Annotated in this window: 25 protein-coding genes; 14 read left to right on the top strand and 11 right to left on the bottom strand. The window is 47.9% G+C overall.

Going from position 1 to position 26168, the window contains the following annotated elements; genetic code table 11:
• Positions 1-35 precede the first annotated feature (35 nt).
• Complete coding sequence (locus BGP75_RS25670) at positions 36-584, bottom strand: cytochrome b (protein WP_076721735.1); 549 nt, start codon at positions 582-584, stop codon at positions 36-38.
• 347 nt (positions 585-931) lie between these two features.
• Here BGP75_RS25670 and BGP75_RS25665 point away from each other — a divergent pair, with 347 nt between their 5' ends.
• The gene (locus BGP75_RS25665) at positions 932-2023 is read left to right on the top strand and encodes a cation diffusion facilitator family transporter (protein WP_076721734.1); all 1092 of its coding nucleotides are present in this window, start codon (positions 932-934) and stop codon (positions 2021-2023) included.
• Between the two features lie 179 nt (positions 2024-2202).
• Here BGP75_RS25665 and BGP75_RS25660 read toward each other — a convergent pair whose 3' ends face one another.
• Positions 2203-2661, bottom strand: a complete 459-nt coding sequence (locus tag BGP75_RS25660) for a DUF1499 domain-containing protein (RefSeq protein WP_158070179.1) — start codon at positions 2659-2661, stop codon at positions 2203-2205.
• 551 nt (positions 2662-3212) lie between these two features.
• Here BGP75_RS25660 and dapA point away from each other — a divergent pair.
• From dapA to BGP75_RS25645, 3 genes are all read left to right on the top strand, one after another.
• On the top strand, positions 3213-4079 hold the full coding sequence (dapA, locus tag BGP75_RS25655; RefSeq protein ID WP_076721733.1) for a 4-hydroxy-tetrahydrodipicolinate synthase: 867 nt from the start codon (positions 3213-3215) through the stop codon (positions 4077-4079).
• Between the two features lie 375 nt (positions 4080-4454).
• The gene (locus BGP75_RS25650) at positions 4455-5411 is read left to right on the top strand and encodes a DMT family transporter (RefSeq protein ID WP_083705062.1); all 957 of its coding nucleotides are present in this window, start codon (positions 4455-4457) and stop codon (positions 5409-5411) included.
• A 191-nt stretch (positions 5412-5602) separates the two neighbouring features.
• Positions 5603-6229, top strand: coding sequence for a LysE family translocator (locus tag BGP75_RS25645; protein WP_076721732.1), 627 nt, complete (start codon positions 5603-5605; stop codon positions 6227-6229).
• 64 nt (positions 6230-6293) lie between these two features.
• Here BGP75_RS25645 and BGP75_RS25640 read toward each other — a convergent pair whose 3' ends face one another.
• From BGP75_RS25640 to BGP75_RS25620, 5 genes are all read right to left on the bottom strand, one after another.
• Positions 6294-7574, bottom strand: coding sequence for a DEAD/DEAH box helicase (locus BGP75_RS25640; RefSeq protein WP_076721731.1), 1281 nt, complete (start codon positions 7572-7574; stop codon positions 6294-6296).
• A gap of 176 nt (positions 7575-7750) precedes the next feature.
• Positions 7751-8323 carry a rhomboid family intramembrane serine protease gene (locus BGP75_RS25635; protein ID WP_076721730.1) on the bottom strand — a complete coding sequence of 191 codons (573 nt, stop codon included), beginning with the start codon at positions 8321-8323 and terminating at the stop codon, positions 7751-7753.
• A gap of 327 nt (positions 8324-8650) precedes the next feature.
• On the bottom strand, positions 8651-9424 hold the full coding sequence (locus BGP75_RS25630) for a slipin family protein (RefSeq protein WP_076721729.1): 774 nt from the start codon (positions 9422-9424) through the stop codon (positions 8651-8653).
• Positions 9425-9426: 2 nt separating this feature from the next.
• Positions 9427-10872 carry a nodulation protein NfeD gene (locus BGP75_RS25625; protein WP_076721728.1) on the bottom strand — a complete coding sequence of 482 codons (1446 nt, stop codon included), beginning with the start codon at positions 10870-10872 and terminating at the stop codon, positions 9427-9429.
• 184 nt (positions 10873-11056) lie between these two features.
• Positions 11057-11935, bottom strand: a complete 879-nt coding sequence (locus BGP75_RS25620) for a LysR family transcriptional regulator (protein ID WP_076721727.1) — start codon at positions 11933-11935, stop codon at positions 11057-11059.
• A gap of 131 nt (positions 11936-12066) precedes the next feature.
• Here BGP75_RS25620 and BGP75_RS25615 point away from each other — a divergent pair, with 131 nt between their 5' ends.
• Positions 12067-12840 carry a ferredoxin--NADP reductase gene (locus tag BGP75_RS25615; RefSeq protein WP_076721726.1) on the top strand — a complete coding sequence of 258 codons (774 nt, stop codon included), beginning with the start codon at positions 12067-12069 and terminating at the stop codon, positions 12838-12840.
• Between the two features lie 133 nt (positions 12841-12973).
• On the opposite strand, the gene BGP75_RS25610 is transcribed toward BGP75_RS25615, so the two are convergent.
• Both BGP75_RS25610 and BGP75_RS25605 read right to left on the bottom strand, forming a co-directional pair.
• Positions 12974-13879: a transporter substrate-binding domain-containing protein gene (locus tag BGP75_RS25610; RefSeq protein ID WP_076721725.1), complete on the bottom strand. Its 906-nt coding sequence runs from the start codon at positions 13877-13879 to the stop codon at positions 12974-12976.
• 120 nt (positions 13880-13999) lie between these two features.
• Positions 14000-14959 (bottom strand): LysR family transcriptional regulator, encoded by a 960-nt coding sequence (locus tag BGP75_RS25605; protein ID WP_076721861.1) that lies wholly within the window; start codon positions 14957-14959, stop codon positions 14000-14002.
• 208 nt (positions 14960-15167) lie between these two features.
• Between BGP75_RS25605 and BGP75_RS25600 the strand changes: the two genes are divergently transcribed.
• Complete coding sequence (locus BGP75_RS25600) at positions 15168-16373, top strand: multidrug effflux MFS transporter (RefSeq protein WP_076721724.1); 1206 nt, start codon at positions 15168-15170, stop codon at positions 16371-16373.
• A gap of 94 nt (positions 16374-16467) precedes the next feature.
• Here BGP75_RS25600 and BGP75_RS25595 read toward each other — a convergent pair whose 3' ends face one another.
• On the bottom strand, positions 16468-17373 hold the full coding sequence (locus BGP75_RS25595) for a MurR/RpiR family transcriptional regulator (protein WP_076721723.1): 906 nt from the start codon (positions 17371-17373) through the stop codon (positions 16468-16470).
• Positions 17374-17666: 293 nt separating this feature from the next.
• Here BGP75_RS25595 and gap point away from each other — a divergent pair, with 293 nt between their 5' ends.
• From gap to BGP75_RS25560, 8 genes are all read left to right on the top strand, one after another.
• Positions 17667-18677: a type I glyceraldehyde-3-phosphate dehydrogenase gene (gene gap / locus BGP75_RS25590; RefSeq protein WP_076721722.1), complete on the top strand. Its 1011-nt coding sequence runs from the start codon at positions 17667-17669 to the stop codon at positions 18675-18677.
• 72 nt (positions 18678-18749) lie between these two features.
• A complete protein-coding gene (gene pyk / locus BGP75_RS25585; protein ID WP_076721721.1) occupies positions 18750-20198 on the top strand; it encodes a pyruvate kinase in 1449 nt (482 codons plus the stop codon).
• 70 nt (positions 20199-20268) lie between these two features.
• The gene (locus BGP75_RS25580) at positions 20269-20493 is read left to right on the top strand and encodes a hypothetical protein (RefSeq protein ID WP_076721720.1); all 225 of its coding nucleotides are present in this window, start codon (positions 20269-20271) and stop codon (positions 20491-20493) included.
• A 95-nt stretch (positions 20494-20588) separates the two neighbouring features.
• The gene (gene eno / locus BGP75_RS25575; RefSeq protein ID WP_076721719.1) at positions 20589-21881 is read left to right on the top strand and encodes a phosphopyruvate hydratase; all 1293 of its coding nucleotides are present in this window, start codon (positions 20589-20591) and stop codon (positions 21879-21881) included.
• Positions 21853-22026 carry a hypothetical protein gene (locus BGP75_RS27125; protein ID WP_158070178.1) on the top strand — a complete coding sequence of 58 codons (174 nt, stop codon included), beginning with the start codon at positions 21853-21855 and terminating at the stop codon, positions 22024-22026. Before eno ends, BGP75_RS27125 begins: the two co-directional genes overlap by 29 nt.
• Before the next feature lie 7 nt (positions 22027-22033).
• The gene (locus BGP75_RS25570; RefSeq protein WP_076721860.1) at positions 22034-22492 is read left to right on the top strand and encodes a methylglyoxal synthase; all 459 of its coding nucleotides are present in this window, start codon (positions 22034-22036) and stop codon (positions 22490-22492) included.
• A gap of 155 nt (positions 22493-22647) precedes the next feature.
• Complete coding sequence (gene gpmI / locus BGP75_RS25565; protein WP_076721718.1) at positions 22648-24216, top strand: 2,3-bisphosphoglycerate-independent phosphoglycerate mutase; 1569 nt, start codon at positions 22648-22650, stop codon at positions 24214-24216.
• A gap of 72 nt (positions 24217-24288) precedes the next feature.
• Positions 24289-25290, top strand: coding sequence for a Gfo/Idh/MocA family protein (locus tag BGP75_RS25560; RefSeq protein ID WP_076721717.1), 1002 nt, complete (start codon positions 24289-24291; stop codon positions 25288-25290).
• 79 nt (positions 25291-25369) lie between these two features.
• Here the strand turns inward: BGP75_RS25560 and BGP75_RS25555 are convergent, their stop codons facing one another.
• Positions 25370-25708 (bottom strand): carboxymuconolactone decarboxylase family protein, encoded by a 339-nt coding sequence (locus BGP75_RS25555; RefSeq protein WP_076721716.1) that lies wholly within the window; start codon positions 25706-25708, stop codon positions 25370-25372.
• Positions 25709-26168: the final 460 nt, after the last annotated feature.

The following is a 26168-nucleotide window of genomic DNA, read 5'->3' as shown; positions in this document are numbered from 1 at the left end:
CCTCTGGTTAAATCAGCCCTATTCGCCACTACTTATCATGCGCCCGTCATCCGTTTCATGACTTGGTCCTTATCCACAAAGTGGTGTTTGGCAGCCATGACTATATGTCCGATCACCAAAAACATTAATATTCGACCGGCCAGTCCATGAATATTCTCCAGAATTTCATGCAGAGCCGTCCACTTACCAATAGGTCCGGGGATCACGACCCAATCAAAAACATTGATAGGACGACCGCCACTCCATATAGCGAAAGGACCTGAGACCAGCAGAACGACTATTAAAAACAAAATTAAACGATGACTCCAAACTGTCAGAATACTGAGTTTTCGACTCTGATGTGCCGGCTGTGGACCGGTAATCATTGCGCGCCAAAGTATCCGAAACAGGAGAAAAGCAAAACCAAGCATGCCTATCGATGCATGTAAGCGTATCCAAAAAAACTTTTCGTCGCCTTGTGGCATATCATGAAAATATAGCCCAATCGCCAATAACCCAACCACTAATAAGGCACCCACCCAATGATTAAATCTGGATACGCTTCCATAGCGAAGCTCCGTATCCAGGTAACCTTCCACTTTCATTCAACACCCCCTGCTTTGATCTCAATAGATTGCTTTGCTGGTTAACCTCAGCTGTATTTTCAATAGGGTAATCTCGGCTGTGTAAATGAAACGCAGGATAAACGTAAAGATTCTGTAAATATCAATAGTGTCAAATCTCTGCTACAAAGTACTGAGCGTCGACTATCAGCAGAACCAACAGGCAAGCCCCAGGGTTAGGTTCCTTAGATAACTCAGGATTACATTATTCGAGGTTATTACTTGATTGGTCGACACGAACTGAATCATTGTTGCGAGAAAATACTCAGCAACGCTAGAATGCTCTGGATTATCGCAACGACTGAATTATCTCAAACTAAGGAACTGACATGGCTCATGGCTCACGGAAGGCGGTTGTTACTGCAATAGTGGCAAACGGCATCGTTACCGTAATAAAGTTTATCGCTGCGCTATTGGGTGGCTCAGCATCGATGATGAACGAAGCAGTTCACAGCCTGATGGATACCTTAAACCAGGGTTTCTTATTGCGAGGGCTAGTCGTCGGAGAACAGCCTGCCGATGCACTCTATGCCTTCGGTCATGGCCAAAAAAAGTATCTTTGGAACCTCTGGAGTGCTATAGGCCTGTTTTCAATCGGCTGTGGCCTGGGTCTTTCGCACACCTGGCACAGCCTTCACGATCTCCAGAGTACCAGCACCGTTGAGCAGACGTTAATCTTCGGTATCATCTCCGGGTTCTGGTTAAGTTTGATCGTACTGGCAGTGGCTACAGTTCTGGAAGGGTATTCTTTCGTCATAGCAATTAAAGAGTTTTGGCGGCGAATGCGCAGCGAAGGGTTAAGAAATCCTTTCAGGTATTTGACCCAATCAAACGATCCAACTCTAGTGGCTGTCGTGCTTGAGGATTCTGTGGCGATGCTCGGGTTGATCATGGCCGCTTGCGGTATCATATTGGCTGAAATAACCGGAAATCCATTATGGGATATTCTATTCTCCGGGGCGATAGCAGTTATGCTTGGAATGATTGCGTTCTATTTGGGTTATGTGAATATGAAGTATCTGGTAGATATACGTGATACCAAAGCGGAACAGGTCTTTTCAGCAATTGCGACATCCCATTCTGAAGTGGAAAGTTATCATGACATCCGCTCGATCATTATTGACGAAACAAATACGGTACTGGTTGCTGAAATCGAGTTAAGGGAAGAATCGATGGTATCAGGAATGCACCAACAGATTCAAAAAGAGCGGGAGCTGCTGCTGCAGTCGGTTCCATCTTCCAAACTGAATGATCAGGCTCTTAACGACTACATCAATTCTCGCGCAGCCGTTCAGGCAATACTCGCCAGAACAGAGCAAATAGTCTCAGATTTGGAAAAAGACCTCCGGGCTCAGGTCCAGAGTGTTAGTCATGTCACGATAGAGGTGAAAGGAATCAGCCCGATGAAAGTAACGGCCTGACAGGCCCCCAGTCCAAGGCTATTTTCAATTTGTTAAAACCGGGTCTGTTTCTTAAAACACGCTCTATCTGCTGAAACATAGCCCGTCTCTTAAAACAGGCCTTCGATTTTTAAATCGAAGGCCTGTTTTCCACCTGACTCATGCCCCTGGAAAGGTCACTTGTTGGCAGGTTTTTTTAGTTATTGCAACAGTTCCCGTAGTGTCTCCACACGCTTGCGGTTGACTCCCATATCACTGTGTCCGACCCGGGATGCAGAACGCACATGAAAAACGCCCTTTGTCCGATCAAAACGCACCTCCAGATCGTCGACAAAGCCAAACACAGAGGAGGTAAAAGTTGCAGCCAGGTACGATTCATCCATCTTTACCACAACCCCACCCATCGTACCGATAGCCGCTCGAACTTGATCCAGAGAGTTAGTATTATCCGTTAGCAACAGGGGTTTAATACTGTGCTCCGTATCCGTTCCCTCTTCACTGCTGACACAGTTTGGCTTATCAGGACATGCTTGCAACACCCCTTGCTGCAACCCAGGAGAATTTCCCCCGCGGGATTCGTATCCCTTGTAAAAGAACAGTATTAAAATTGCGAGGGCTAACGCAATTATCAAAAAAACAATCCATTTCAGAACTACCATTAACTCAATCCTTCTTGATAACTCAGGAATAAAAATAACCACCAAGTCTACAGTGTAACGACAAAGACAATATGGGCAATGACAATTCCACCTTGATTCTCTATCAATACTGGCGAGAAAATTTGTTCTGGATTCCAGATAGTTTGTCCAGGATTCCAGATAGATTGAAGCAACGTTCATTTTAAGCTTGATGGGCGGTCAAAATACCGATACAGTAACGTCCATTACAGTGCATATAAATCCTGGATACAAGATGATTTGCCTGGCGAGCAAGCCTTTGCAAAGTTGAGTTCAGGGTTGTCCGACATCAGAAATGGACTTACCTGCACATAGCCAACGAACTTCGTACAGAGAATCAAACCAGTCATCATGTATAACCTGTCTTCTGAGTCCAAACGCGGTGATAAACCTGAGGTTACCCTCGGCGGCTTGGCAGCGTGTATCTGATGACAAATTAATCGTAGTCAATCATGGAAGCCCGGTCGCGAAAGCGTACCGGGCTTTTTTTTGCCGTTAACTTTATAGTCATAGCCAATTATATGGAGTCAAAAATGTTTAGTGGATCTTTGGTCGCCTTGATCACACCTTTCAAGAATGGAGTCCTTGATGAAAAAGCCCTTAGAAACCTGGTGCGGTGGCAACTTGACAAAGGCACTCACGGACTGGTGCCTGTTGGAACGACCGGTGAATCTCCTACTCTCAGTGAAGAAGAACATAAGCGTGTGGTGGAAATCGTAGCTGCAGAAACAGCTGGTCAGGTTCCCGTTATTGCCGGTGCCGGCTCGAATAACCCGCTGGAAGCGGTCGAATATGCGCGCCATGCGCAAAGCGCCGGTGCTGATGCTCTGCTTTGTGTTGCCGGGTACTATAACCGCCCTTCTCAAGAAGGTCTTTATCAGCATTTCAAACTGATCCACGACAGTGTCGATCTTCCGTTGATTATCTACAACATCCCACCCAGAGCAATTGTTGATATCAGCCCGGAAACTCTGGCAAGGCTGGCCGAGCTTCCCGGTGTGCTAGGGGTAAAAGATGCCACCGGTGATCTGGCCCATATTAGCCAGGAACGTATGCTAATCAACAAAGATTTCTCTTATCTATCGGGAGAAGATATGACAGCCGTGGCATACAATGCCTCTGGCGGCCGCGGTTGTATCTCGGTTTCAGCAAATGTTGCACCGACCCTGTGTGCGAAAATGCAAAGCGCGTGTCTTGAAGGCGATTATACTGCTGCGCTCAAGCATCACGATAGCTTGGCTCCGCTCCATAATGCCATGTTTGTGGAACCCAGCCCTGCGGGTGTTAAGTATGCTGCTTCGCTTCTTGGGCTTTGCAGTGAAGAGTGCCGTGCCCCCATATTGCCGCTATCCGAAACCAGCAAGCAAGCCATTCGGAATTGCCTGGATATCATGGGCTAACAGACTTACATCTGATAGCTGTTTAACCTGCGAGAGGCGATGCCCACGCGCCTCTCCTAAAACAAAGCAAAAGACCGCAAGATCGTGATATAGCCCATCAAACTGTCCCGGTAATCTATCTCTAATCGTTCAACGAGCACTGAGCTTTTTCAGAATCAACTTTTAACGCTATCAATTTTTCACACTATCGACCTTTAACACTATCGATCTTTAACACAATCAACCTTTAACACAATCGATGTTTAAAGCGATCAACGTTAAAAACGATCAATCTGGGTAACAAACGTTAAATTGAAAAGTTACCTGATTGCAGCATGTCTGAAACAGCTTGAATCAAGCATCAGGGAATCGCAGTGTAATGACAGGTAGATACAAATGAATGAAAGCACTCTGGACAGTAAAGATCTCATTAATGAAGAGCCCGGAAAAAAATCACTGTTTGACGGCTATAAGCCCTCGACGACGGTGCTGGGTTTTTTGGCTGCATCGATTATTGTTTTTGTATGGTCGGGCTGGATTGTAGTCAGTAAAGCCGGTGCCGTATCGGCAATGACAATCTACGATATAGCGGCGCTACGTTTTGGCGTGGCTTCGATCGTAGCGCTGCCTATTGTGCTTTACTATCGGCCCTGGAAGGGAATGCCTCTATATCGAATGTTGGTATTAGGCAGCCTGGCCGGTGTGCCCTATGTTTTGCTGTCATATGCAGGGTTTACCTATGCACCAGCTGCCCATGGTGGCGTCTTTCTCAATGGTCTGTTGCCTGCATTTACGCTTCTGATCAGCTGGTTATGGTTATCGGAAAGACCTGGCTACCTTCAGGTCATTGGTTCAACAGTGATTGTTGCAGGGGCCTGGCTGGTAGCCTCAAGCAACAACAAGCTGGAACTTTCTGAAAGCTGGACCGGCGACATGCTGTTTATGCTCGCCGGCGCGGTTTTCTCAGTGTATATGCTGTTGAACCGTCGCTGGAACGTTAGTGTTTTGCAGGTTCTGTTATGCACCAGTTTGCTGAACGGGCTTATTTATCTACCCATCTGGGCACTGTTGTTGCCATCCAATCTGGCAGAAGCTCAAATGTCCCATATTTTGCTTCAAGGGGCTTACCAGGGGCTACTACCGACCATGGTCGGTCTGATTATGCTTTCATACGCGGTTCGTCATATAGGGGCTCCTGCCACAGCCGCGATGATGTCAGCTGTTCCCTGTCTCGGTGCCATACTGGGACTGCTTTTTCTGAACGAAAACCTGGGATTAAACGGGTGGTTGGGAATACTACTACTGACTCCAGGCATCATCGTCATTGCCATTTGTCGAAAACCAGTCAAGTAGCTGTATCGCTAGCCCGACGGATTCGCAAAGCCGCACTATCGGCCGCTAATCCCCAAAGGATCTTCAGAACCGCAGCAATAACCTTGCCTTATGTCTAGCGTTATCGTTCAATGGATTGCCAATCGATCCCTGTCTCTCTAATCAGCCAGAGGATATGAAAAGTAAGCTAAACCCAGAGGAGTACGGATCTTATGGAGATGGTTGTACTGGCGTTATTTATTCCTGCATGTTTTGCACTGAATATGGCCCCTGGACCAAACAATCTGATAGCGCTCAGTAATGCAAAACGTTATGGGTTCAGGATCGCTTTTTTTGCAGGGCTTGGACGGCTTACTGCTTTTGCTCTGATGATTGCATTAGCGGCATCAGGTCTGGCCGTTGTCTTGCATACATCTGAGACCCTGTTTCTGATTATAAAAATCTTTGGCGCTGCTTATCTTTTCTGGTTAGCTATCCAGTTATGGCGAGCTGGTGCTCCAGCAGATACCGAACTCAGGGCTCAACAATTGGCAAACGTTCCTCTGCTGATGCGGCAGGAGTTTTTACTGGCAGCGGGCAACCCGAAGGCAATCTTGATATTTACGGCCTTTCTTCCCCAGTTTATTAGTCCTACGGGAAACATAGAGCTGCAGTTTGGGATATTAGGGGGCTTGTTTCTGATCCTGGAATGGACCGCGATTGCATGCTACGCCTTGGCAGGAGTGTATTTAGCCAGCTGGTTTTCACACCCGCGCTACCGACAACGATTCAATCGTGGTTGTGCGGGGTTATTGGCAAGTGCCGGTATCGGGATGCTGGTTTCCGGTAAAGGCAGCTAACGCTGCCTTTACCTCAACTTTCTATCAATCTTCCCTCTACCACCAAAAAACCAAGAACGAAAACTCAACTCGCCTTTGCGTGTCGTCTGGCGTTAGGCCGATGACCTTGTGCATTATCCCCGGAACGCTGACCGTCCCGATGGCCCACTTTAGGCTTCTTGGGTTTTTTCGGTTTGAAAGGACGCTTGTTCAGTCGTGATTCGGGTAACTCATTAACCGGCTCAAAACCCTCGATTTGCTTTCGTGTGATAAGCTGCTGAGTTAAACGCTCAATATCCGACAACTGTTTGAACTCATCGGCACTGACCAGTGACACGGCTTGCCCGCTGGCCCCAGCCCGCCCGGTACGACCAATCCGGTGCACATAATCTTCTGAAACATTAGGCAGATCAAAGTTGACGACCTGTGGTAACTGATCAATATCCAAGCCCCGTGCGGCGATATCTGTCGCCACCAGAATCCGGATTGAGCCATCTTTAAATCCAGACAGCGCCTTTGTTCGCGCCCCCTGGCTCTTGTTACCATGGATTGCTGCTGCCTGAATCCCCTTACCCTCAAGATGCCGGGTTAACCGATTGGCACCATGCTTGGTTCGCGTAAAAACCAGCACCTGCTCCCAACTATTGTCTTTGATTAACCGGGTTAACAACGCCGACTTCTTGCTTTTATCAACGGGGCAGATCCACTGATCCACCAATTTAGTCGTCGTATTTCTTGGACTAACAGAAATTTCAACGGGATTATTAACCAGCCCTTTGGCCAACTGGCGAATTTCATCAGAGAATGTCGCAGAGAACAGCAGGTTCTGTCGTTGCTTGGGCAAAACAGCAAGGATCTTACGAATATCGTGGATAAAGCCCATGTCCAGCATACGATCAGCTTCGTCCAGAACCAGCACTTCGAGGTGCTTGAACGTTACGGCATTTTGGCTGTACAGATCCATTAATCGACCGGGTGTCGCAACCAGCACATCAACACCCTGGCGAAGCTTCATCATTTGTGGATTTATCTTTACCCCACCAAATACCACCGCTGAACGTAGTGGCAGATTTTTACCATAGGTCGCAACACTTTCTGCTACCTGAGCTGCCAACTCGCGAGTAGGTGTCAGGATAAGCGCTCTCACCTGATTTGCACCAGCTCTCTCACCCCTTGATAACAGGTCCAGTATGGGCAAGGTAAACCCTGCCGTTTTACCCGTTCCTGTTTGCGCCGCGGCCATAACGTCCTTTCCTTCGATCACGGCAGGTATCGCTTGCGCCTGAATAGGCGAAGGCGTGTCGTAACCCTGCTCGGCGACGGCTTCAAGGATAGGGGTCGATAAGCCCAAGGAGGCAAAGCTCATAAGATATTCTCTGGTAACTGCATCATTGTCTGAACCGCGTCAAATGGCGGGCGTGAAGCTTACAGGAACTCGCCACCAAGTGCTATCATTGCGGCGATTCAACTGAACATCTTCGACAAGCCATGTGCCCATACAACGACTCAGTTACCCGCAGAACCCTGTTGGTTCCTCACTTATTACCATGATGATTTTCTGGCAGATGTTTTTGGCCGGCGCAGAATAGAGGCGATTAAAGCCCCCGCAACAAAACCCCAGAAATGAGCAGCCCAGGATACCACCGGATTAAACACAAACAGCGACAAGAATGCGCCGCCATAAAGAAAAAAGGAAATAATTGCGAACAACCAACTGCGCAGGCTCGGATTGAAGTATGCATCTGCAAAAAGAAACCCTATAAACGCATAAACCAGTCCAGATGCCCCTACCACAACTCCCGCTGAACTGAATACCCAAGTCCCAAAGCCTGAGGCGATAATTCCGAGAACGATAACTGTACGCAACTGAGAACTTCCCACTGACAGGCGGATCAGCGCCGAAAGCACCAAGAGGGGAATGGAATTGAAAACGATATGAGTTAACCCGACATGCAGAAAAGGAGAAAACAGAATCCCCATCAAACCTTCTATTTTTCGGGGCTGGATACCCAAATAATTCAGGTTTATTCCTGGCAGCAAAAAATCGATTATAAAAACAGCCCACATGAGCAACACAATCAATAGCATTTCAACCGATAACAGGTACTTGAGCATTCTTGACCTTTTAATCTGAGAGTCGAGTTAGTTACCGGATATTTCCAATTTATTTGCAGAAAATCCGGGAGCGGCTGGTTTCAACAGTCTATGTGGAATTGTTAACTGCTGTAACATAGACATGCAATCAAAACTCTAGTTTCTTTTTACTCAGGGAACCGATGAATAAGTCCATGGTGCTGTCGATGGACATATCAGAGAACGCTACCTGCATTCATCAACTATTTCGTTAATAAAAACATGTCTCTTCACTGGATTCACATTAAATCGCATTTGCAGCCAACTCATCGAAAGCTGTTAACCAAATAACCACTAACCCCTTTTATCTTAATCTGATCTGTCTGCTGGGGTTTTAACCGCATCATGCAGCCTTTGTAATAAATCAATGGGGAGCGGGAAAACTATTGTATTACTGTGATCCCCGGCAATTTCGGTCAATGTTTGCAAATATCGTAACTGGAGAGCTTGGGGCTGCTGAGACAGAATCTGTGCCGCTTCACTCAGTTTTTGAGACGCTTCAAGCTCACCGATCGCATGTATGACCTTGGCCCTGCGCTCCCGCTCGGCTTCCGCTTGCTTGGCGATTGCCCGGATCATGGATTCATTAAGATCAACATGTTTGATTTCTACATTACTGACTTTTATACCCCAGCCATCCGTCTGCTGATCGAGAATCTGCTGAATTCCTCGGTTCAGCGTATCTCTGGATGACAGCATCTCGTCCAGTTCGTGCTGCCCCAGTACTGAACGCAGTGTCGTCTGGGCCAGCTGGCTGGTAGCTTCATGGAAGTTCTCAACATTGATAATCGCTTTCTGGGCATCGATCACCCGATAATACACAACGGCATTCACTTTAACTGACACATTATCGCGAGATATTACATCCTGAGTAGGAACATCCATGACGACTGTACGCAGCCCCACCCGGACCATCTGCTGAATCAATGGCACAACAATGATCAACCCCGGGCCCTTGACTCGGTAAAAACGTCCGAGCATAAACACAACCCCCCTTTCATATTCCCGCAGGATGCGAAACATACTGAACAACAAGGCAATCAATAAAACCGTGATAGCCATCATGAAGTAGTAAGTAATCATTATTACTCTCCTGATCTGCTTACCCGGAGGGTAAGCCCCTCAATAGCCTGAATGAAAACAGGCTCTCCTGCGCGAACAGCGTCCTGGCACCTGGCATTCCAGATTTCCCCCTGCACACGAACTTTCCCTGCCGCCTGAAAGTCCTCTATGGCAATCGCCCATTGCCCTACCAAAACAGCATCACCGCTAACCATTGCCCCTTTACGTGCCTTGAGTGCCAAGGCTAAAATCACAACCGTTAGCAGTAAGGAAAAGACGGTAAAAGCGGCAATAACAGGCACCGCTATCTGGTAACCCGGCAGATCTGAGTCCATCAGCATCACCGAACCAATAGCAAAGGACACAGCCCCACCGAAGCCAAAGATTCCAAAACTGGGTGACAGGGCTTCGATGGACATCAGTGCAATACCAAATAAAATCAGCGCCAGTCCGATATAGCTGATGGGTAGCAGCTGAAAGGCGTATAAGGCAACCAGAAGACTGATTCCACCGACAATGCCAGGCACGCCAACACCCGGGTTGTAAAATTCCAGCAACAAGCCGTACACCCCTATCAGCATAAGTATGTAGGCAATATTCGGATTTGTGATGATAACCAGAAACTGGCTGCGCCAGTCCGGCTCTATTCGGAGGATTTCAATATTCCTGGTTTTCAGCAGATAATCCTGATTCTGCACCCTTACTGTCCGACCATCTAATTGGCGGGTTAAATCCTCAAGATCAGTCGCAATTAAATCAACCACCCCCAATTCCACTGCTTTTTCAGCACTGAGACTTTTCGCACCCCGCACCGCTTTCTCGGCCCAGTCTGCATTACGGTTATGAAGTTCAGCCAAGCCACGGATATAGGCCGTTGCATCATTCAGTACTTTCCGCCGCATTGTCGTAGCGCTATCTTCCGGGGGCAGGTCTTCTGTTCTCGGGTTTTCTTCACTGAGATTTTCATCTTTACTCTGCTGTGGGGATTTAGCAGGTTGCTGAGGAGTTCCTGGTAGTGCAGGTGCGCCAATCTGCACAGGAGAAGCTGCTCCCAGGTTAGTGGCCGGAGCCATGGCAGCAATATGACTCGCATATAGAATATAGGTTCCAGCACTGGCAGCCCTGGACCCCGAAGGGTACACAAAGGTAGCAACCGGAACGGGAGACGCGATAATTTTCTTTATCATCGCCCTCATCGATTTGTCCAGGCCCCCAGGGGTATCCATTTCAATAATTAACAGATGGATATCCTCTTTAGCGGCCTTTTCCAGCGCTCGTATCAAATAATCACTGCTGGCTGGACCAATTCCACCTGAAAGTTTCACTGACCAGGCCTGAGGGCGATTGTCTGCGGATAACAGCTCAGAATCCTCAGAGAAAGACAATCGGGGAAGCAGCAAAAGCAGGATTGCCAGGATGTATAGCAATAACCAATGACCACGAAGCCCGGACTCTGACAACAAACACATGGCGCTCACCGAACGGGCGTAGCAATTGGCAATGCTGTTAGTTAAGAGTTACCTGATAGAAAACTGAGGCAATTCAAATTAAAGAACTTTCACGAAAGATACGCCCACGAAAGAAATCTCTATTAACCATAGTGTAGTAAAACAAATTCGATTTGACTGCCTGTCAGATACGCACGGGGAAAACTCAGGCTTGATGACAAAGCTCTATCCAGCGCTCAATACCGGCACTGCGATATTTATGGTTATTAAGAATCAGGTAAAACTGACGACTGAAATCTCGACCGGCCACTCTTAACGGAACCAGAGTTTCACGACTAAACGCTTCCAACAACGCTATGCGCGAAAGACAACCAATCCCCAGACCTTCCGTTACCGCTCTTTTTATGGCTTCTGTATGTTCCAACTCCAGTAACACATTCAGACCGGGCAGCAGTCCGTGCAGCGCCCGATCAAAGGTCTGACGTGTTCCGGACCCCTTTTCCCTCAGTATCCAGGTCGCTGCCTGCAAATCGGTATCATTAAGCTGCCACTTGGTTGCCAAAGGATGATCGGGGGCGCAAAAAACAACCAGCTCATCTTCACGCCAGGGTATTATCTCCAACTCTGAGTGCTGAATCTCTCCTTCGATCAGACCGACGTCGAGATCAAAGTTAGCTACCCGTGCCACGATAGTTGAGGTATTCGCCACCTGAAGTTCAACCTTAGCTGCCGGATGCGCCTCCATATAACGAGCCATCAACCTGACTGCAAGATAATTTCCAATAGTCAGTGTCGCTCCCAGCTTTAGCTGCCCTACCGCCTGGTGTTGAGACATATTCAGCTCTAACGCTTGAGCCTGCTCCAACAAAGCCTCTGCTCGCGGACGCAGTAAACGTCCGAGTTCATTAATTTTCAGGCGTTTTCCGATACGATCAAAAAGACGTATATCAAATTGCTGCTCAAGCTCTTTCAACGCACCACTGGCAGCCGATTGAGACATGGAAAGACTCTCAGCCGCTTTAGTGATGTTGTCGTAATGCGCAATCGCCAAAAACACCTCAAGTTGACGCAAGCTGTATTTCATAATCGATATTTCCGATTAGCATTAGCTGAATTATCAATTTTACCAATATAAAGACAAAGACTAACATAGCCATTATTGAATAGATAAACGATTATTTATATCTTTTTGGAATATATTAAGAGGGTTAATCCATGTCGAGTATCGGAAGTGAGGAAGTTCTCAGTGTGCGGCACTGGAACGACACTTTGTTTAGTTTTACCACCAGCCGGGATCCAGGGTTTCGGTTCAAAAATGGTCATTTCACCATGATAGGACTGGAGCATGAAGGCCGTCCACTGATGCGAGCTTACAGCATCGCGAGTGCTAATCATGAAGATAAGCTCGAGTTCTTCAGCATCAAAGTACAGGATGGCCCGTTAACATCCAAACTACAGAACATAAAAGTCGGAGATCAGATACTCATCAGCCGTAAACCCACTGGAACGCTGATTAATGATCACCTGCTGCCCGGCAAGCGTCTTTATCTTATCAGCACCGGCACAGGTCTGGCGCCATTTATGAGTATCATTAAAGACCCGGAAATCTACGAGCAGTACGACAAAGTCATACTGACCCACGGTGTTCGTTACGTGTCAGAGCTGGCCTATGCAGAGTTGATTCAGAAGTGCCTGCCCAGTAACGAATACTTTGGTGAGATGGTTGCAGACAAATTGCTCTATTACCCGACAGTCACAAGAGAGCGGTTCCGTAATCAAGGCAGGTTAACGGACCTGATGATGATTAAAAAGCTGAATGCCGATTTAGGTCTGCCTGATTTCAGCCTGGAAGATGACCGGTTTATGGTCTGCGGGAGTCCAAGTATGCTCAAGGACACCTGTAAAATACTGGATGAAATGGGGTTTAAGGAAGCCCGCCACGGTGATCAGGGACACTATGTAATTGAGCGGGCCTTTGTTGAAAGATAAGTAGGAAAGATATGCCCTTGTCCTGTTACCGCTACAGTTGCGCTTTTCACCTCAAACCAAGAGTCTTAACCTGCAGATTGAGTTAAGGCTCTTCGGCAATAAACGAGAGCCCCCGGTTCCTGATTTAAATAACTTATTCAAGCCACTTCGGCAAATCGGGAGGGATATCCAACCAGAGTCGTGACTGGCCTAATGGAGTCTCCGCAGGCAGCGTAGGATTATCAAGCTCGACCAGACGGCGCTGATCTATTCTGGCCTTGTCCATAATCGGATCAAAATAGGTACTGAACAGGCGATCAAACTCACTATTAGCAATAATCCGTCTGAGACCAGCTTCTAAGTCTTCTGCTAACAATCTGTTGTTTTTGTTAACAAAATAATAAAACGCCGTGGGGTAATGCATCAGCAGCGTTGTCTCAACAACCAACTGTTTATTGCGATGGTTATTTTGTTCCTGCCAAATCTCTACAATAGAGCGGGGAAAATAATCGGCCCGGCCACGAGCTAACATATCGAACATCCCTTGATAATTCGATGCACCTTGAACCAAAAAACCATTGGATTCCAAAATGGCCGTATCAGGCCAGTCATGCCCCTGAACAGCCGCTAACTTAGTCAGTTCGGTTACATGCTCCAGTTGTGAGAATTTTTTCTGATCCTGTTGTCGAATCAACAGCAAGCGCCATCCAATTAATCCTTTATAGATAGGTATACGTATCGGATGAAGTAATCTCTCCCGGTCTTTACTGGTCATTGACCAGACGACATCAAGTGTTGATCCATGCTTCAGATTTAGCAAAGCCCGCCCCTGGGGCATTCGGTACTCGCTGGCCTCCACCACATAACGTCGGTCAGATGCACTCAACGCCAGCTGTAATAAACGGACCGGATACTCCGTCCGTTTGTCATTGTCAGTCAGGGCGCGCGGGTAACGTACTTTAGTTTCACTCCAGGAGAACTGACAGCAACCAAAAAGGCTTAAAAAGACGAGAAACACTGAACTCGATTGAATAAATGCACTCCTTGTCATTACACTCATATATCAATGCCTGAAATGCTTGTTTGGAAACCCTGAAAAGACCTCTGATTAAAGTATCAGTATAGACAGTGATTGGCTGCGGACAGACTGATTGGCCTCAGGAGCCTGCAAACAGCTCTCTTAATGATCAAAGCGATGGTTATCACAAATTTCCTGGTGAATAGTCTCTCGCAACCAGGTATGTCCCGGATCCTTATGATGGCGCTGATGCCACAACAATAAAAATGTCGTAGGACCAACGGCCAGCGGTAGCTGTTCAACTGATAACGGGTGCAACCGGCAGGCATAGGAGGCAAAACTCTGAGTGGTGGTGAATAACAGATCCGTATTACAGGTGGCACTCAAAGCAGCTTGAAAATCAGGCACCCTCAGTACCATATTGCGCTGCAAACCCTGTTGTTCAAGAACCTGATCGAGTAGCCAACGGTTTTTTCCCTCACAACACACCTGAATGTGACCGCAAGAGAGATACTTCTGTAAATCCCACGCACTTTTTTGCCCTGATATCGGATGGCCCTGACGCATAAGAACCACCAGATGGTCATCACCGATAGGCATCTGAACAATAGTCTTGGGGAGCTTCTGTAAGCTGACAAAAGAAAGCTCATCGTAATCACGAGCGGTTATGCCCAGGTCCACGTCTCCCTGTTCAATTCTTTTTAACGAATCCTCCTGCCAGTTAAGAACCTCAAGACTCATTTTCGGTGCCTGAGTAATCAATTCAGGCAGATAGTCCGGGAGAAATATCTGATTGGTGGAATCAATGGCTGCAATTCTATAGTTATGATTAGCTGTTCCGGGGTCAAAACACGGAGGAGCAGTCAGTTTGCTAACCCCTTGCAGGATAGTCCGTAATTCAGTTTCCAATTGTGCTGTACGAGCAGTGGGAGAAAGTCCATAAGCCGAACGAACAAATAATGGATCACCAAACACCTGCCGTAATCGACCCAGTATTTTACTCATGGCAGACTGGGTTACATGTAAGCGTATTGCTGCCTGAGTAACGCTTTTTTCCTCAATCAGAACCTGTAAGCTCACCAACAGGTTCAGGTCCATTTTTGCAAGCTTATCGGTATTCACACCACTCCCCTTTAATAGAAAAGGTCTTACCACAAGAGACTCGATTACAAGACTTGCCAGCATGGGAGCATTAGTCCTGTCAGGAATATCAGATTAGAAGATAATACATTATCCGTCATATCTTAAATTAATTACCATGGTTCCTTAGATAAATGCTTCTTGCGATAAGTGTTACTCGAGAAAACCAGGGGAATCAGGGACTTCAGTTTTGAATCGATCATCATTTGCGATCTTATTATTAGCCACTTTCCTGATACTCTTCAGCCCCTTAGGTATCGATATTTACCTGCCCGCCCTGCCCACCTTGGCCAGAGTATTTGAAGCGACCTCCGCAGAAATTCAATACACACTTAGTCTGTTCATTTTTGCCTCAGGGTTAGGTCAGTTAGTTGCTGGTCCTCTGGCTGATCGTTATGGACGGCGGCCCATCGCGCTCTGCAGCATCGTACTTTTTCTTCTTTCCTCTCTCGCAGCCGCTGCAGCCCAGGATCTATTCCAGCTTTACATAAGCAGAACACTGCAAGGGTTAGCAGCCTGTGGCACCTCCGTCGTTTCTTACACGCTGATAAGAGACCGCTTCAACGGTAATGACAGAGCAACCGCCTATAACTATCTCAACGGATCATTATGTGTCGCTCCGGCTATGGCTCCATTTCTGGGGGCCGTTTTAGCCGACAGTTTTGGCTGGCGTTGGATATTTGTAGCCCTGGCCGCTTTTTCAATCTGTGTATTCGGATACATATATGCGCGATTACCCGAGACCCGGCCAGACAGCACGCTGAAACCTGAATCACTGTTCAGCCTGAAGCACTACGGCCCTTTATTTAGCAATTCTTCATTCTTGTATTATGGATTCGCGTGTATGGCAGCCTTGGCCTCGATCATCTGCTACGTTTCCTTTGCCCCTCTGGTGCTGATACAGGAATTAGGGCTCAGCCAAAAAGATTTCGGAATTTTGTTCGGCGCCAACGCAGTACTGATCATTCTGGCTAACCTTTTTGCCCCCAGAATCATATCCAGGCTGGGAGCTTTTTCTACGGTTATATCCGGCTGCTCTATACTCGGTGGCGCTGGTTTGATAATGCTTCTCAGCTATTATCTGAACCAGACCACGTTGTTGGGATACGTCATTCCAGTAGCTATTGCCAGTATTGGATTTGCCTTGATATTGGGCGCAGCCACCAGTCAGGCTCTAGCCCCCTTCCCGGATCAGGCGGGCACGGCTTCGGCCGCCCTTGGCTGCGGTCAAATGGTGGGAGCTGCGACAATCAGCGCCATGGCTCTGGAAACAGGATGGAGCGGAACTCTGGCTGTCAGCATGGTGCTTGCGGTACTGGGGGGAAGTTGTCTCATCGCCGGCGTAGGGTTCGGACAGCGCTTACAGAGTGTCAGGTCTGTTCAGCCAAAAGCTTAAATCGATCCAACGCCCCCGGTAAACGCTTCTCATTCAACAGGGGTTCAGTTAACAGCGACATAGCCAGCCAAGCCTTTTCATAAGAGGCTTTTTTCTAGTTTTGTCTGGTTGCCGGTTCAGTTTGATAACGAGTATCTTTCAAACTGTCTTTAATCTTCTTCAAGTGGGAGAGAAAACCCGGCCCTCGTCGCAGGGTAACCCCTGTCGCCAAAACATCAATGACTGCCAGATGAACAATCCGGGAAGTCATTGGCATGTAGACATCCGTATCTTCCGGGGCCTCGACACCCAGAACAACGGAACAATGCTTTGCCAGGGGAGACGCTGAAGCGGTTATTCCAATCACACAGGCTCCCGATTTCCGGGCCAAGGCTGCTATATCTACAAGTTCCTTGGTTCGCCCGGTGTAAGAGATAACCACGACCACATCCCCGGTACCACAGGCTGCTGCTGCCATTCGCTGCATCAACACATCATCATAGGCTGTGACCGGAATATTAAAACGGAAAAACTTATGTTGGGCATCCTGAGCAACAGGACCAGATGCACCGAGACCGTAAAACAGTATCTGCTTGGCCTGAATCAACTGGTCCACTGCCTGATTGATCACTGCGGGACTCAGCTTCTCCTTTGCATAAGCCAGGCTTGAAATAGTAGCGTCAAAAATTTTAGGAGTGTAACTGTCAGAAGTATCCTCTGGCTCAACATTCCGATTGACATAAGGAACACCGCGAGCCAGTGCTTGAGCAAGATGCAGCTTAAAGTCAGGAAACCCTGCTGTATTAAACTTTTTACAGAACCGGTTAACTGTTGGTTCACTGACCTGGGACGCTTTAGCTAACACAGCAATCGTAGAGCGAGTAGCCGTTTGCGGATCTGCCAGTATGACTTCTGCAACCTTACGCTCGGAGCGATTCAGGTTTTCCAACTCGTCATTAATGTGGGTAAGGATGTTATTCAAGGTATCAATCTCACTCTGTATAAGGCGCTTCTGGTGCATATCAGCCCCTCTTGAATAGCTAGAATAACAGAAATGTAATTTACTTACATAAAAATTACATAGAAAGCTTCATCATTATCCCGTTATCCGACCAGCCGTACTATACTTTAAGTTGTATCTATTATTATTAAACAATTTCAACAGGTTAAGAGTACAAAAAAGGGGGTCTGACAGTTAAAAGTACAATTTTAATAATCAAAAATAACGTAATTATAGCAAATTAATTACATATTCGGCTTCACAAAGGTCGTTATGTATGTAAAATTACATATATAACTTTAAGGAGACAGGCTATGACAATTCGTGTTGCTATCAACGGTTACGGTCGAATTGGCCGCAACGTACTTCGCGCTCTATACGAGTCCGACAAACAAGACAAAATCAAGATTGTTGCAATCAACGACCTTGGTGATGCGAACATCAACGCTCACCTGACACGATTTGATACCGTTCACGGCCGCTTTGCAGGAGAAGTAACCGTAGAAAGTGATGGCCTTATCGTTAACGGTGATCGCATTCAAACGTTTTCAGAACGGGACCCTTCCCGACTACCCTGGGGAGATCTGAATGTCGATGTGGTTTACGAGTGCACAGGGCTTTTCACTGATCGCTCCAAGGCCAAGGCACACATTGATGCAGGAGCGCGCAAGGTTATTATTTCTGCTCCATCCAAAGGGGCTGACGCTACTGTTGTATATGGAATCAACCACGATGTGCTGACCGCTAGCCATCAAATAATCTCAAATGCATCCTGTACAACAAATTGCCTGGCGCCTATCGCCAAACCGCTTAACGATGCTCTGGGCATTGAAAATGGGCTGATGACCACGATTCACGCTTATACCAATGACCAGAACCTGAACGATGTTTATCACAGTGACTTATACCGGGCTCGCTCTGCTACCCAGTCAATGATCCCGACTAAAACCGGCGCGGCAGCCGCAGTAGGACTGGTTCTACCTGAATTGAATGGGAAACTGGACGGTATGGCAGTTCGAGTGCCGACCATCAATGTATCTCTGGTTGATCTCACCTTCCTGGCAGGACGTGACACCAGCGTGGAAGAAATCAACGGCATTGTTGAAGAAGCAGCCCAAGGATATCTGCGAGGGGTGCTTGAATGTAACAAACAACCTTTAGTATCCGTAGACTTCAATCACAACCCAGCATCTTCCAGCTTTGACGCCACTCAAACCCGTGTTAATGGGCGCCTTGTTAAAGTCATGGCCTGGTACGATAACGAATGGGGATTTTCCAACAGAATGTTGGATAACACTTTGGCCTTAATGAGTGCCAAAGCATAGGTGACTGTCAGGTTTTCAACCTTATACCAGTATTGGGTTCGACAGACTCCTTGCAATAGAGAGATATAAATCATGAAGCGCAGAACTAAAATCGTCGCCACCCTTGGACCCTCTACGAGCAGTCCTGAAGCCATTGAGCAGTTGATCACGGCAGGTGTCAACGTAGTACGATTGAACTTTTCCCATGGATCTGCCGAAGATCACCAACAACGTGCCGAGTTGGTTCGAGAGTTTGCGCGCAAGCAGGGCCGGTTTGTCGCCATTCTTGGCGATCTGCAAGGGCCGAAGATTCGTATCTCCCGCTTTAAGGATACTAAGGTTGAGTTGGATAAAGGGCAAACTTTTGTTCTGGATGCATCTCTGGATAAAGACGCTGGCGACAAGACCCAGGTCGGTATCGAATACAAAGCCCTGGTGGAAGACAGTCAACCGGGCGACATACTGTTATTGGATGATGGTCGTGTGGTTCTGGAAGTGACTGAAGTAAATGCTCCCAGAATTTACTGTAAAGTCTCAATTGGTGGTCCGCTGTCCAACAACAAGGGCATCAATCGCCAAGGCGGTGGTCTATCGGCCGCAGCACTGACTGAAAAAGACAAAATCGACATTGTTACCGCCGTAGCAATCGGCGTTGATTATCTTGCTGTATCCTTCCCCCGGGACGCTGAAGACATGCATGAAGCCCGCCGACTCATGGAAGCAGCAGGTGGTAAAGCCGGACTCATTTCAAAAATTGAACGGGCGGAAGCAGTTGCCGATGATGAAATACTCGACGGCATTATCGAAGCGTCCGACGGGGTCATGGTGGCACGAGGTGATTTGGGTGTTGAAATCGGCGATGCCGAACTGATTGGTGTGCAAAAGCACATTATCGATCGTTCTCGAGCGCTGAATCGCGTGGTTATCACAGCAACACAGATGATGGAAACCATGATAACTCAGCCCATGCCGACTCGCGCAGAGGTCTTTGATGTGGCCAACGCTGTACTGGATGGCACCGATGCTGTAATGCTATCAGCCGAAACAGCGGCCGGTGAATACCCGATTCAAACGGTGGAAGCCATGTCCAGAGTGATTCTGGGAGCTGAAAAGCACCCTCAGGCCCATACCTCAAAACACCGGGTTAACGAATCCTTTGAGCATATTGATGAATCGATAGCCATGGGGGCAATGTATACAGCAAACCATCTGGACGGTATCAAGGCCATTATCTGCATGACAGAAACCGGGGACACTCCTCTCCTGATGTCCCGAATACGTTCAAATCAGCCGATTTTTGCATTCTCGCCACACCCTCGTACTCAGAATCGTGTGGCTCTGTTTCGTGGCGTAAAGACGGTACCTTTTGATACCTCAGCGATTCCCAATCAGGATGTGAATCAGCTTGCAGTTGATGAGTTATTACGCAGAGAAGTCATCGCCAAAGGGGACTTGGTAATTATTACCAAGGGTGACTACGTTAACGCTCACGGCGGCACCAATACCATGAAAGTCGTCCGTGTCGGAGACCGTATTCAATAGACGGGTCCTGACGACTGCGTAACAGACTGAATAACTATAAATCTACTGACAATATGATGAGGTCAGAGTGATGCAACAACTTTCAGAACAGCTATCACAACAAAACGGACAAGCACAGAAGCAACCGCACTCCAGTAAAGCAATAAACGGTAGCGACGATAGTTACGATTACAACAACAGCGAGTGGCCTCGTGATTTCGATATTCGTATTGAAGTTGCTGAGCAGAAAGAAGTGCTGGAACGTTCAAACGGCAAGCTTAAACAGATAATGCATTGCTCTGAATACGATTTTTAGGATCAACCGCCATTTGCCTTAGCTGACGGGTGGGCATATTTAGCCGAGAACACGCCTACCTGACGTAGAAAGAACACAGAATAAAGAACAAAACTATGAGTAGTATCAAGCAAATAATTGCACGAGAAGTACTGGACTCCCGCGGAAATCCGACGGTTGAAGCAGATGTCATCCTTGAATCAGGAGCCTTCGGGACAGCCTGTGCTCCATCGGGAGCCTCCACCGGCTCCCGCGAAGCACTGGAACTGCGTGATAAAGATAATTCCCGCTATCTGGGTAAAGGCGTGTTAAAGGCAGTTGCAGCGGTGAATACCCATATTCGCCAGTGCTTACTGGGAAAGGATGCTTTTGACCAGCGCGCTATTGACCAGGCGATGATCGAACTGGATGGTACCGACAACAAAGCCAAATTAGGCGCCAATGCAATCCTGGCTGTATCTCTGGCCACCGCAAAAGCGGCAGCCGCCGAAAAAGGTCAGCCTCTTTACGCGTACATTGCTGACCTGAATGGAAATTCAGATGACTACAGCATGCCAGTGCCAATGATGAATATCATCAACGGTGGCGAGCATGCTGACAACAATATTGATATTCAGGAGTTTATGATTCAGCCGGTTGGTGCTCCCAGCTTTGCTGAAGGGCTAAGGATTGGCGCAGAAATATTTCATGCACTGAAAGCCGTACTAAACTCCCGTGGATTAAACACCGCGGTCGGTGATGAAGGAGGCTTTGCCCCTAACCTCTCATCAAACGAAGAAGCCCTGGTCGTCATCAAAGAAGCCATTGATAATGCAGGTTATGTGCTGGGAGAAGATATTACTCTGGCGCTGGACTGTGCCGCTTCCGAGTTTTTCAAAGAAGGTCAGTACGATCTGTCGGGTGAAGGTAAACAGTTTGATTCTGCTGGTTTTGCGGATTACCTGGCGCAGCTTTCGAGCAGTTATCCGATTATCTCTATCGAAGATGGTATGGACGAAAGCGATTGGGATGGCTGGGCCTATCTTACCCAGAAAATCGGCGACAAAGTACAACTGGTGGGCGATGACCTGTTTGTAACCAACACTAAGATTCTGAAAGAAGGCATTGAGCGTTCGATCGGCAACTCCATTCTGATCAAATTTAACCAGATTGGTACACTCAGCGAAACCCTGGATGCCATTAAGATGGCTCAGGATGCAGGCTATACGGCGGTAATATCACACCGCTCAGGTGAAACCGAAGATACAACAATCGCCGATCTGGCCGTTGCCACCAAAGCAGGACAGATCAAGACCGGATCTCTTTGTCGCTCGGACCGGGTATCCAAGTACAACCGCCTACTGCGTATCGAACAGGAGCTTAACGGCCAAGCTCCATACAATGGCCGTTCAGAGATCAAAGGCCAATAAAGCGTACTTCAGACACCTCTATCTGGGTCGCATAACCCAGTCTGCGGGCATGCCTGAATTTCAGCTGTCTGATCAAGCCCTCTACGAAACCGGCCCTGTGCCGGTTTCTTTTACTCAAGCAAATGATATGGTCGAGGAAACCTAACAATATGATGAAAACAACTCAGGTTACCATGCCAGCCAGTAAGCGTATTGCGCTGGTTGCTCACGATCATAAAAAGTCTGAACTCATCACCTGGGCACAAGCGCACCGGGGCCAACTGGCAGGCCATCAACTGTTCGCAACCGGCACCACAGGAAATCTTCTTGCCAAAACGCTGGAATTACCTGTGGAACCCTTACTTAGCGGCCCGATGGGTGGCGATCAACAGTTAGGTGCTCGTATCGCAGAAGGTGAAATAGATCTGTTGGTTTTTTTCTGGGATCCTCTGGACCAAATGCCCCATGATCCGGATGTTAAAGCACTGCTTAGAATTGCCGCAGTCTGGAATACTCCCGTCGCCTGTAATCAGGCCACTGCCGATTTCCTGTTCAGTTCAGATTTCCTGTCAGCGCACTACACAAGAACGGTTCCCGACTACCAATCTTACATAGACGAACGGACAAAATAGCCTTCGTCCGGCTCTGATCAGGAGCCCCGAACACTCATCCAATTCAACGCCTGTTGTGTCTATCAACACGGCAGAAAAAATGGCTGGATCATCACAACAGCACCAACACTGAATCAGTACTGTATCAACACTAAAGAGAGAGCGAGTAAAAGCTTATGAGTAATGCATCAGGACAAACAACCAACAACAAACGCCCTCTTGCGCTCATTATTCTTGATGGCTGGGGTCAAAGTGACAGTGTCGAAGCAAACGCAATTTATAGTGCCCGAACTCCGGTCTGGGACCACCTTATCAGCCACTACCCTCACGCCAGCATAGCCACATCAGGAAATGCTGTTGGCCTACCTGAAGGGCAAATGGGTAATTCCGAAGTAGGACATATGAACCTGGGGGCTGGACGAACGGTCTATCAAAATCTGACTCGCATAGATAAAGCGATCGAAGATGGCAGTTTTTTTGAAAACCCTACCCTGATCGAGGCAATTGATAAAGCGGTAAAAACCGGTAATGCCGTACACATTATGGGACTGTTATCACCGGGTGGCGTTCATAGCCACCAGCATCAAATCGAAGCAGCCTGCGAAATCGCTGCCAAAAGAGGGGCAAAGGAGCTTTATCTCCATGCGTTTACTGATGGTCGCGATACCCCCCCTCGCAGCGCTGCTTCATCTATCCAAAGCATCGACAATAAGTTTAAGGCATTAGGCGTGGGTCGAATCGCCTCAATTATCGGTCGCTACTACGCCATGGACAGAGATCAACGCTGGGAGCGGACTTCCTCAGCTTATCAGCTCCTGACCCAGGCGCAGGGAAGCTATCAGTTTGATAGCGCAGCAGATGCGCTGAATGCTGCTTACGCCCGGGATGAGAATGATGAATTTGTATCAGCATCAATTGTCAAAACCCCGGATCAGTCCAGCTCTGCGATCAATACGGGCGATGCCGTCATTTTTATGAATTTTCGTCCTGACAGAGCCCGTCAGCTAAGTCGCAGTTTTACCGATAGCAGTTTCAGTGGTTTTCAAACTAGCCTTCAACCCGGCGACATCCATTTTGTTACCTTGACCCAGTATGCGGACGATATCACGGCCCCCTGCGCCTATCCGCCGATCGTATTGAAAAACTGTTTGGGTGACTGGCTGGCCAAAGCCGGAAAGTCGCAGCTTAGACTGGCAGAAACCGAGAAATACGCCCATGTTACGTTTTTCTTCAACGGCGGTGTTGAAAAGCCTTTTGAGAACGAAGAACGAATACTGGTCCCTTCACCTTCAGTGGCCACCTATGACTTGCAGCCGGAAATGAGTGCACCGGAAGTTACCAGACATCTGGTCAGCGCTATCGAAAATAATCATCATGACCTGATTGTCTGTAATTACGCCAATGGCGACATGGTCGGTCATACTGGAAATTTTGATGCGGCAGTGAAAGCAGTCGAAGCCCTTGATCACTGCCTTGGGCAGGTTATCGAAGCGATTACCAGTAGCGGCGGTCAATGCCTGATTACCGCTGATCACGGAAACGTCGAGCAAATGCTGGATCCAACCAGTGGTCAGGTACATACAGCCCACACTTGTGAACCGGTACCTCTGGTCTATGTTTCACCATTTGATACCACCGCATTAAAAGACGGTGCTCTCAGCGATATAGCACCCACATTGTTGGAACTGATGAATCTGGACATTCCAGCAGAAATGACCGGAAAGCCCCTTGTCAGGGTGAAATAATTGAACCTTTAATTCAGCACGTTGCGAGGACTCTGAGAAGATTCCTCGCCACATTGGAAAAGAGTTTTATCAATGGAACCTGTACGCTTTGGAATTCTGGGTAATGCAAAAATTGCACGTACTCAGGTAATACCGGCATTAAAACAATCCCCCTATTGCACGCCGGTGGCAATTGCTTCTCGTAATAAAGAGTCATCCCAGGCAGCGGCCTTGGAGATGGGCCTGGAACAAGCTTTCGGTGGCTATGATGAACTACTGGCCGATCCGGATATTGAAGCTGTCTATATTCCGTTACCCAACCACCTGCATCTCCCCTATTGCCTAAGGGCTTTGTCCGCAGGAAAGCACGTGCTCTGTGAAAAGCCGATAGGGCTGGATACTGAACAGGTTGAAACACTTATCAGTGCCCAGAAAAAGCATGGCTTAGTGTTGCAGGAAGCCTTTATGGTCAGAGTTCACCCTCAGTGGCTAAGAGTAAAAGAACTGATTCAGCAGGGAGCCATTGGTGATGTACGGACCGTCAACATTACCTTCTCATACTATAATCGAGATCCGCAGAATGTCCGCAACCAGCCGGGTATTGGAGGAGGCGCCCTACTCGATGTGGGCTGCTACGGGAGTTACCTTTCCCGATTTGTATTTGATGATGAACCGCTCAGGGTGGTTTCACTGATGGAACAGGATTCTGATTTCGGGGTTGATTGCCTAACCAGCGCGCTGATGGAATTTCCGAAAGGACAGGCTTTTTTTAGCTGCGGCACTCAACTGGTTCCCACACAAAAAGCCAGCATACAGGGAACCAAAGGGCGGATTGAGATTGAAATCCCCTTTAATCCCTACGCAGAACAACCCGCCAGACTCTGGCTTGACGATGGAAGTCGGCTGGGCAATCAGGCGGCAGAAAAGATCTTATTGGACCCGGTTAATCAATACCGGCTTCAAGCGGACCAATTTGCTCTGGCTGTTCGACAGGGTACACCTCCAGCGGTATCGCTTGAGGACTCCCTGGCCAACGCCAAAGTACTGGATGCCATTATCAGATCGGCCCAAAGCAACTCCTGGCAAAACATCTGAGGTTACGCTATCGATAGGTCACGGATAGCCATAGATCTCAGATAGCCATCGATAGCGGATAACTGTTGGTAGCCGATACCTATGGATAATGCCCAACACTGCCATGGTCGAGGATATCATCCACCCATCTCAAGGCCGCCATCACCGCTGGAAAACCTATGGTGCTGGTCAGAAGAATAATCGCATGGTGAATCTCCTCCTGACTGGCTCCAGCCTCCCTGGCCTGCCTGGCATGGCTATGTACCGCTCCTTCGGAACGAATGCTCGCGGCCGCAGCCAACTGAATCAACTGCGCGGACTTCAAATCGATAGGTCCCTCCTGCTTTACCGCCTGACCCAACTCATCAATAGCAGCAGCCAATTTAGGATGCTGTTCCCTTATCCGGGTAAAGGTTTTAGGAAGTGGTGTTTCCAACATGAGCGGTTACCTCCGCAAAATGAAGTGTTAGAGAGACGCCCTTTACATGCGTAGTTTAAGAATAGCAGCTGCAGAATAGGTTGTGCTTGGCGTACCTCTACACCCAATCCTTTGCACAGAACTCTGCCAATCTAAAGGGATGGATGGAGGGTGATAAGTCGAGTATGACTGGTACTGGGGCTGTCGGTACTCGCCTTTCTGGAATACGATCTTCGCCCAAACCGCCTCTTTATCATACCTTGAATATCCGAAGGAAATATTTTCAATGCTTTGGCCGGGAAAGTCACTTTGACAAACGGATGGCAGGCTCCCCCCCTGTCTGGCTTAGGGCTGTATATCGTCACACGGCTATGTGAACGAATGAGACTGGATATTTCTCTCAACTCAACTAAAGCTCAAGGAAGTTCTGTTACTATCTTATTCCCGCATCAGTCAGTTCTATTGCAAACATCCTTACATT

The organism is Motiliproteus sp. MSK22-1 (genome assembly GCF_001968815.1).
GTDB lineage: Bacteria > Pseudomonadota > Gammaproteobacteria > Pseudomonadales > Balneatricaceae > Motiliproteus.
This window is presented reverse-complemented; position numbering and strand designations above follow the sequence as displayed.

Bases quoted from the DNA above. Each gene is read 5' to 3' on its own strand.
- BGP75_RS25670 (WP_076721735.1), bottom strand. From the start codon at position 584: ATGAAAGTGGAAGGTTACCTGGATACGGAGCTTCGCTATGGAAGCGTA.
- BGP75_RS25665 (WP_076721734.1), top strand. From the start codon at position 932: ATGGCTCATGGCTCACGGAAGGCGGTTGTTACTGCAATAGTGGCAAAC.
- BGP75_RS25660 (WP_158070179.1), bottom strand. From the start codon at position 2,661: ATGGTAGTTCTGAAATGGATTGTTTTTTTGATAATTGCGTTAGCCCTC.
- dapA (WP_076721733.1), top strand. From the start codon at position 3,213: ATGTTTAGTGGATCTTTGGTCGCCTTGATCACACCTTTCAAGAATGGA.
- BGP75_RS25650 (WP_083705062.1), top strand. From the start codon at position 4,455: ATGAATGAAAGCACTCTGGACAGTAAAGATCTCATTAATGAAGAGCCC.
- BGP75_RS25645 (WP_076721732.1), top strand. From the start codon at position 5,603: ATGGAGATGGTTGTACTGGCGTTATTTATTCCTGCATGTTTTGCACTG.
- BGP75_RS25640 (WP_076721731.1), bottom strand. From the start codon at position 7,574: ATGAGCTTTGCCTCCTTGGGCTTATCGACCCCTATCCTTGAAGCCGTC.
- BGP75_RS25635 (WP_076721730.1), bottom strand. From the start codon at position 8,323: ATGCTCAAGTACCTGTTATCGGTTGAAATGCTATTGATTGTGTTGCTC.
- BGP75_RS25630 (WP_076721729.1), bottom strand. From the start codon at position 9,424: ATGATTACTTACTACTTCATGATGGCTATCACGGTTTTATTGATTGCC.
- BGP75_RS25625 (WP_076721728.1), bottom strand. From the start codon at position 10,872: ATGTGTTTGTTGTCAGAGTCCGGGCTTCGTGGTCATTGGTTATTGCTA.
- BGP75_RS25620 (WP_076721727.1), bottom strand. From the start codon at position 11,935: ATGAAATACAGCTTGCGTCAACTTGAGGTGTTTTTGGCGATTGCGCAT.
- BGP75_RS25615 (WP_076721726.1), top strand. From the start codon at position 12,067: ATGTCGAGTATCGGAAGTGAGGAAGTTCTCAGTGTGCGGCACTGGAAC.
- BGP75_RS25610 (WP_076721725.1), bottom strand. From the start codon at position 13,879: ATGAGTGTAATGACAAGGAGTGCATTTATTCAATCGAGTTCAGTGTTT.
- BGP75_RS25595 (WP_076721723.1), bottom strand. From the start codon at position 17,373: ATGCACCAGAAGCGCCTTATACAGAGTGAGATTGATACCTTGAATAAC.
- gap (WP_076721722.1), top strand. From the start codon at position 17,667: ATGACAATTCGTGTTGCTATCAACGGTTACGGTCGAATTGGCCGCAAC.
- pyk (WP_076721721.1), top strand. From the start codon at position 18,750: ATGAAGCGCAGAACTAAAATCGTCGCCACCCTTGGACCCTCTACGAGC.
- BGP75_RS25580 (WP_076721720.1), top strand. From the start codon at position 20,269: ATGCAACAACTTTCAGAACAGCTATCACAACAAAACGGACAAGCACAG.
- eno (WP_076721719.1), top strand. From the start codon at position 20,589: ATGAGTAGTATCAAGCAAATAATTGCACGAGAAGTACTGGACTCCCGC.
- BGP75_RS27125 (WP_158070178.1), top strand. From the start codon at position 21,853: ATGGCCGTTCAGAGATCAAAGGCCAATAAAGCGTACTTCAGACACCTC.
- BGP75_RS25570 (WP_076721860.1), top strand. From the start codon at position 22,034: ATGAAAACAACTCAGGTTACCATGCCAGCCAGTAAGCGTATTGCGCTG.
- gpmI (WP_076721718.1), top strand. From the start codon at position 22,648: ATGAGTAATGCATCAGGACAAACAACCAACAACAAACGCCCTCTTGCG.
- BGP75_RS25560 (WP_076721717.1), top strand. From the start codon at position 24,289: ATGGAACCTGTACGCTTTGGAATTCTGGGTAATGCAAAAATTGCACGT.
- BGP75_RS25555 (WP_076721716.1), bottom strand. From the start codon at position 25,708: ATGTTGGAAACACCACTTCCTAAAACCTTTACCCGGATAAGGGAACAG.